The sequence below is a fragment of the Polaromonas sp. P1_E1_2 genome (assembly GCF_056406035.1).
Map to the genome: position 1 here is coordinate 1 of NZ_JBFUAZ010000187.1, position 6,831 is coordinate 6,831.

7 protein-coding genes are annotated in these 6,831 nt (G+C 62.0%); 4 read left to right on the forward strand and 3 right to left on the reverse strand.

The window, feature by feature from the left end:
* Both AC1D1P_RS10780 and AC1D1P_RS10785 read right to left on the reverse strand, forming a co-directional pair.
* On the reverse strand, positions 1 to 955 hold a 955-nt coding region (locus tag AC1D1P_RS10780; protein WP_477672971.1), incomplete at its 3' end, for a GntR family transcriptional regulator.
* 98 nt (positions 956 to 1,053) lie between these two features.
* Positions 1,054 to 1,818, reverse strand: coding sequence for an SDR family oxidoreductase (locus AC1D1P_RS10785; RefSeq protein ID WP_477666272.1), 765 nt, complete (start codon positions 1,816 to 1,818; stop codon positions 1,054 to 1,056).
* Positions 1,819 to 2,042: 224 nt separating this feature from the next.
* Between AC1D1P_RS10785 and kynB the strand changes: the two genes are divergently transcribed.
* The 3 genes from kynB to kynA all read left to right on the forward strand — a co-directional run bounded on the left by kynB (position 2,043) and on the right by kynA (position 4,974).
* On the forward strand, positions 2,043 to 2,702 hold the full coding sequence (kynB, locus tag AC1D1P_RS10790; protein WP_477671376.1) for an arylformamidase: 660 nt from the start codon (positions 2,043 to 2,045) through the stop codon (positions 2,700 to 2,702).
* 10 nt (positions 2,703 to 2,712) lie between these two features.
* Complete coding sequence (gene kynU / locus AC1D1P_RS10795; RefSeq protein WP_477671375.1) at positions 2,713 to 3,993, forward strand: kynureninase; 1,281 nt, start codon at positions 2,713 to 2,715, stop codon at positions 3,991 to 3,993.
* 135 nt (positions 3,994 to 4,128) lie between these two features.
* Positions 4,129 to 4,974, forward strand: coding sequence for a tryptophan 2,3-dioxygenase (gene kynA, locus AC1D1P_RS10800; protein WP_477671374.1), 846 nt, complete (start codon positions 4,129 to 4,131; stop codon positions 4,972 to 4,974).
* Between the two features lie 40 nt (positions 4,975 to 5,014).
* Here the strand turns inward: kynA and AC1D1P_RS10805 are convergent, their stop codons facing one another.
* A complete protein-coding gene (locus AC1D1P_RS10805) occupies positions 5,015 to 5,938 on the reverse strand; it encodes a GlxA family transcriptional regulator (protein ID WP_477671615.1) in 924 nt (307 codons plus the stop codon).
* An 82-nt stretch (positions 5,939 to 6,020) separates the two neighbouring features.
* Here AC1D1P_RS10805 and AC1D1P_RS10810 point away from each other — a divergent pair, with 82 nt between their 5' ends.
* The gene (locus AC1D1P_RS10810) at positions 6,021 to 6,698 is read left to right on the forward strand and encodes a DJ-1/PfpI family protein (protein WP_477671373.1); all 678 of its coding nucleotides are present in this window, start codon (positions 6,021 to 6,023) and stop codon (positions 6,696 to 6,698) included.
* Positions 6,699 to 6,831: the final 133 nt, after the last annotated feature.

Genomic DNA, 6,831 nt, shown 5'->3' on the forward strand with positions numbered 1-6,831 from the left:
CGCTGCACCCGATCGTGTCGAAGAAGTTGGCGTGCTCGTTCGCAAGATCCGTACGTCCCAGCAACACCACACTCAGCAGTGCGGGTATGCCAACGCCAGCTTCTTGCAGCAGTTCCCGAAATCTGGCGCCATCCTCGATGCCCCACGCCACCAACGCGGTGAAAGGTAGCTGCCCCGAGGCATCCAGACTGGCCTTGATCATCCCCACAAGCACCGCTTCGTAGTTCTCATCAGGCAGGTGCGGCACAGTGATCACCTGAAGCTCAATTCCTGTCAGGGTGGTCTGCAGGTAGTCGAACCGCCGCCGTCCCATCTGGGTTGCCAGAAATGGGTGCGACGTTGTTGCGTATGCAATGCGGCGATGACCTTGCTGCTGCAAAAGCGTGATCGCCGCAGCCAGCGGCTCCCCCCACTCCATGCCGACCACCTCGACATCGGCCCCGGCGAGCGCCGCGCCATCCACGGCCAACGCATCGCATTTCTCTTTCAGCGCTGCGAGCAAATCAATCGTGATGGTTTTGTAGCTCGACTGAACCACGCAGGCGTCAAAGCGGGGCGAACCCTTCAAGATGGTCCGCGCGTGGGCGGGATCGGTGTAGGAAACTTCAAGTACGCGGTGGCCGTCAGCGGTAAAGCGACGCTGTAGCCCTTCTATCAACACACGGCCGCGGGCAATGCTGATGGAACGGCGCAGCAGCAGCACCGACCTTCCGGCCGGCGACGAGGCGCCGGGGCCGACGCCAGCCTCGCCTTCCACGCGGAAATAGGTCCCCCGCCCTACCTGCGATGCAATCAGCCCCCTGGCTTTCAGGCCCTGGAAGGCACGCTGAATCACCATCTGGGAGACGGCAAACCGGCGCATCAAATCCCGAATGGTCGGAAGGCGATCCCCGGGCTGGGCAGTACGTGCCAACTCTTCGAGGTACTGTTCCAGATCAGATGCTGTATTGCTCATATACATACAATACAACACATTTCACGCAACCCTCAATTGCCCTGGCTATGCGCCATGCATACCTTGAGCAATATGCGCCGGGCTCAACACAACATCCCTCAACCGCGGCCCACAAACGGCATCTTCGTGGCCATGATGGTCATGAACTGCACATTGGTTGACAACGGCAACGACGCCATGTGCACCACCGCATCGGCGACTTCCTTCGCATCCATCATCGGCTCAATGGCGATCTCGCCGTTGGCCTGGGGCACGCCCTTGGCCATGCGGGCCGCGAGCTCTGTCATGGCGTTGCCGATGTCGATCTGGCCGCAGGCGATGTTGTACTTGCGCCCGTCCAGCGAGATGGATTTCGTCAGGCCCGTGATGGCGTGCTTGGTGGAGGTATAGGGCGCTGAGTTGGGCCGAGGCGCATGGGCCGAAATCGAGCCGTTGTTGATGATGCGGCCGCCTTGGGGCAACTGGTCTTTCATCAACTTGATGGCGGCCTGCGCACAGAGGAAGGAGCCGGTCAGGTTGATGTTGACCACATTGGTCCACTGCTCAAACGTGATGTCTTCGAGGTTGACGGGCGGCGCGCCCACACCGGCGTTGTTGAACAGCAAGTCCAGCCGGCCGAACTTTTCCTTGACCCTGGCGAATGCCGCCGCCACGGAGTCGGGCTGGCTCACGTCGGTTGGCAAAGCCAGCGCGCGGTCTGTGCCCGATTCTTTGGCAACCTCGTTGAGCGGCTCGGCGCGGCGGCCCACCAGCGCCACGCTGTAGCCTTCACGCAGCAGGGCCAGGGCCACAGCCTTGCCAATGCCAGTGCCCGCGCCGGTGACGAGTGCGACTTTGCCGCTGGACTTGTTCTCGGAATTCATGGTGTGCCTTTGTCTCTTTGAAGGGGGTTGTAAAGGCGCTCTGGTCAATCGATGCCGCAACGAGCGCTACAGCCTTTAATTGTGCCCGAGGCTGACGGGTTCCACAGGCCGCGCCCGACGACTGCGCCGTCCGCTTTTGCCAGGTACTTTAGGTTTCAACTATTTTCGAGATTGTTGGAAATAACCGACACCACGGCTTTTTTGCCGGTGCTACCTTTGCACCCATGACAGCCCGCACCTCCGCTTCCACCACATCACCACCGCGAAAACTCTGGGACATCTCACCGTCGGTGGATGAAAACGCCGCGGTGTTCCCCGGCGACACGGCCTATTCGCAGCAGTTGCATTTTTCGCTGACGCCGGACTGCCCGGTCAACGTCAACAGCATCACACTTTCGCCCCATACCGGCGCGCATGCCGATGCGCCGCTGCACTATGCCAACGGTGAAACCAGCGTCGGCGAACTCGACCTCGCGCCCTACCTCGGGCCGTGCCGCGTGATCCACTGCATGGACTGCGGCCCGCTGGTGCAGCCGGAACACATCGCCCACGCGCTGGAAAACCTGCCGCCCCGCGTGTTGCTGCGTACCTCAGCGGCAGCCAGTCAGTCATGGGCATCATTTACGGCCATAGCCCCCGCCACGCTTGCGCTGCTAGCTACCAAAAACATAGCACTTGTCGGCATTGACACGCCCAGCGTGGACCCGGCCACCAGCCAGGACTTGCCCAGCCACCACCAGTTGCTGGCGCACGGCCTGCGCGTGCTCGAAAACCTGGTGCTCGACGACGTAGCCGAAGGCGACTACGAACTCATTGCCCTGCCGCTCAAACTCACCCGGGCCGACGCCTCACCCGTTCGCGCAGTCCTGCGTGAACTTCCATGAAGACCACTCCATGAGCACTTTGCAAGACTGCCGCGCCCTCGATGCGCAAGACCCGCTGCGCACGCTGCGCCGGCAATTCACCCTGCCCGAAGATGTGATCTACCTCGACGGCAATTCGCTGGGCGTGCTGCCCAAAACAGCCGCCGCTCGCGTCGCTGAAGCCGTGACCGCCGAATGGGGCCAGGGCCTGATACGCTCCTGGAACAGTGCCGGCTGGTTTGAGCTGCCGCAACGCCTGGGCAACAAGATTGCCCGGCTGATAGGTGCAGCCCCCGGCGAAGTAGTGGCCACCGACAGCACCTCCATCAACCTCTACAAGGTGCTGAGCGCTGCACTGCACATCGCGGCCCAGGACGCGTCCACGCGCAAGGTCATCGTCAGCGAGCGCAGCAACTTCCCGACCGACCTCTACATCGCCGAAGCCCTGTGCCGGGAACGCGGCTTTCGGCTGCGACTGGTCGAGCCCGAAGAGATTGCCGCCGCGCTCACCAGCGAAGTGGCCGTGYTGATGCTGACCCACGTGAACTACCGCACCGGCGCCATGCACGACATGGCCGCCGTCACCGCCGCAGCGCATGCAGCAGGCGCACTCACCGTCTGGGACCTGGCCCACAGCGCGGGCGCCGTGCCGGTGGACCTGAATGCGGCGAAAGCCGATTTCTCGATTGGCTGCGGCTACAAATACCTTAACGGGGGCCCCGGCGCACCGGCCTTTGTCTGGGTCAACCCCAAACACGCAGACCGCTTCTGGCAGCCGCTGGCCGGCTGGTGGGGCCATGCAGCACCTTTTGAATTCACTCCGGACTACCGCCCCGCTGCAGGAATCGCACGTTATCTGTGCGGCACCCAGCCCATCCTGAGCATGACCGCGCTGGAGTGCGGGCTGGACACCGTGCTGGCCGCCGAGGCATTCGGCGGCATGCAGGCCCTGCGCAAAAAATCGCTGGCACTGACCGACCTGTTTATTCAACTCGTGGAAGAACGCTGCGCGGGCCACGGCCTGGGCCTGGCCACACCGCGCGAACATTCCCGGCGTGGCTCACAGGTCTGCCTGACCAAAACCCAGGGCGCCTACGCCATCGTGCAAGCGCTGATCGCGCGCGGCGTCATCGGCGACTTCCGCGCCGGAGACGGCGGCGCCGGCAAGCACCTCGACATCCTCCGCTTCGGCTTCACACCGCTCTACATCGGTTTTGAGGACGTCTGGAACGCCGTCGAACAGTTGAAGCAGGTGCTGGAAACCGCCGAATGGCAAAAATCCGAGTTCAACCAGAAGCACGCGGTCACATGATGACATGGCCCCCACGGTCGTCCACTGCGTGCAGCCTGCGGCTTCTCCCTGCCCCTTTCATCACAAGAGGGACCGCTGCGCCTGCGGCCCCTGCTTGTTTCAATACCCAGATCGCTTTTCCGTGAAAGATCATCCATGAACACACAACGGCCGGCAGACATCGTGCGCGACGAAAAAGCGCAGCTCGACTTCAGTCACTCGATGAGCTATGGCGACTACCTGCAGCTCGACGCAATCCTGGGCGCGCAAAAACCGCTCTCGCCCGACCACAACGAAATGCTGTTTATCATCCAGCACCAGACCAGCGAACTCTGGATGAAGCTGATGCTGCACGAACTGCGCGCCGCGATCGCCAACGTCGCGAAAGACGAGCTGGGCGGCGCCTTCAAGATGCTGGCACGCGTGAGCAAGATCATGGAGCAGCTGGTGCACGCCTGGGACGTGCTGGCCACCATGACGCCGCCCGAGTACAGCGCGATTCGCCCTTACCTGGCCAACTCCAGCGGCTTTCAAAGCGCGCAATACCGCTGCATCGAATTCGCGCTCGGCAACAAGAACGCCGCCATGCTCAAGCCGCATGCGCACCGGCCCGACCTGCTCGCGCAGGTACAAGCCGCGTATGAGACCCCGTCACTCTATGACGAAGCCCTGCGCCTGCTGGCCCGCCGCGGCCTGGCCGTACCGGCCAGCCATACGCAGCGTGACTGGACGCAAGGTTATGCCGAAAGCGATGAGGTTGAGCAGGCCTGGCTCGTGGTGTATCGCGACCCCAAGAAGTACTGGGACCTGTACCAGCTCGGCGAAGAACTCACTGACCTGGAAGACGCTTTCCGGCTCTGGCGCTTCCGGCATGTCACGACTGTGGAGCGCGTGATCGGGTTCAAGCGAGGGACTGGTGGGACGGGCGGCGTCAGCTACCTGCGCAAGATGCTGGATGTAGTCCTGTTTCCGGAGATATGGAAGTTGCGGACTGACTTATAGGCGCGATGGATACAGGTGGCGGACTCTGGGGCTTTGGTGATCAGCAAGCGCCGCCGGCACGATTACGCGCTGCGGCCGCCGTCCTGGAAATACCCCGGGTCGATCCGGTATGCCTCTGGACTTCCTTCCCCGACAGACACCCCGAGCTGGCGAGGATTTCCGCCTGTTCACACCGCAAGCTGTTGAGTGCGGCTATGGGACCCATGCCGAAGTTTTCCGCAAACTTGCGCTGAAAAGTGCGCCGGGACATATTGCACATATCCGCCATCTCGTCGACGGACCATTCGTGATCAAGCCGGGCCTGCAACAACTCGATCAACTGGCGAAATGGTGCAACGGCCCGATCCTGAATCCTCAGGGCCTGGCTGTACTGGCGCTGATCGCCGTCCCTGCGTAAATAGACAAGCAGCCGCCGCGCGACACGCTGCGAGATGTCGGCGCCATGGTCGCGCTCGATAAGGGCCAGCGCGAGGTCGATGCCGGCGGTAACACCCGCCGTGGTCCAGTACTTGCCGCTTTCGCAGTAGATCTTGTCGTCGTTAACCCTGAGGTCCGGAAAGTCCCGCTGCAATCTCTCGGCGGATCGCCAGTGGGTGGTGACCTCCCGGCCACTCAACAGCCCGGTGGCGGCGAGCAGGAAGGCCCCCGTGCAAACGCTGCAGGTTCTACGTGTGGCCTGGTCTCTTTCCCGCAGCCAGTTGACCAATTGAAGATCGGCACATGCCGCATGGATACCGCCACCGCCCGGCACCACCAGCGCATCGATCGGCAATGCCGCGGCAGCCCCCAGATCGTGGTCCACATGGATTTTCAGTGCACCATCGGCGCTCGTTACAACGTCCTTCCGTGCCACAGTGATCAGGCGATACGCCGGAACGCCCACCTCTTCATTTGCCGTGGCAAATGCCTGCCACGGCCCGGCGAGGTCAATGGGCTGGAAGCCGTCAAACAAGAGAAATGCCACCCATTTTGGCGCACATTCGCCCGCTTTTGGCACTGTCCCTGCGGCACCTGGCCTTACCGTCAGCGTATTAAGGAGGGTGTTCATGAAAGTTAATATTATTCTCTTCAATGCACTGACACAACTTGATTTGACAGGGCCCTTTGAAGTCCTGGCACGTGTGCCGGGGGTGCATGTCGAGCTCGTAGGGAAGTCACTGGAGCCAGTCCGCTCGGACCGCGGCCTCACGCTGACACCCACCACGACCATCGCAAACGCACCGCCCTGCGACCTGCTGGTGGTGCCGGGGGGACCTGGAACCGACGACGCCATACTGGACGCCGAGTGGGTCAATTTCACCCGCAGGCAAGCAAAGTCAGCGAAGTACATCTTCGGTATCTGTACGGGTTCGTTGCTGCTCGGCGCCGCGGGCCTTCTCAAGGGCAGGCGAAGCACCTGCCACTGGCAGGCCATCGATTTTCTGCCGGCGTTCGGTGCCATCGTCACCAGAGAGCGCATGTGTGTGGACGGAAATATCTTCACGGCGGGCGGCGTGACATCCGGCATCGACATGGCCTTGAAGGTCGTCGCAATGCTGAAGGGAGACGAAACAGCCAAGCAAATCCAGCTCCAGATCGAATACGACCCCAAGCCGCCCTTTCCAGGTGGTACGCCCTTTACATCGGAGCCGGCCATCATCGAGAAATGCCTGGCAGCGACGCAGGCGCGGCGAGCCCTGCGGGCCTCGGCCGTCGGCTATGCGGCCCTTCGCATGCCAGTCTGAAAAGTACCGGTAACACTGGAGAAACTTATGAGCAAGAAACTGTTTTCACTGGTTTTTTGGGCCTTGCTGGCATGCGGCATGGGCGCGCAGGCGCAAGGTGTTTACCCCTCGAAACCGGTGACATTGATTGTTC

Bases quoted from the DNA above. Each gene is read 5' to 3' on its own strand.
- AC1D1P_RS10810 (WP_477671373.1), top strand. From the start codon at position 6,021: ATGAAAGTTAATATTATTCTCTTCAATGCACTGACACAACTTGATTTG.
- kynB (WP_477671376.1), top strand. From the start codon at position 2,043: ATGACAGCCCGCACCTCCGCTTCCACCACATCACCACCGCGAAAACTC.
- kynA (WP_477671374.1), top strand. From the start codon at position 4,129: ATGAACACACAACGGCCGGCAGACATCGTGCGCGACGAAAAAGCGCAG.
- AC1D1P_RS10785 (WP_477666272.1), bottom strand. From the start codon at position 1,818: ATGAATTCCGAGAACAAGTCCAGCGGCAAAGTCGCACTCGTCACCGGC.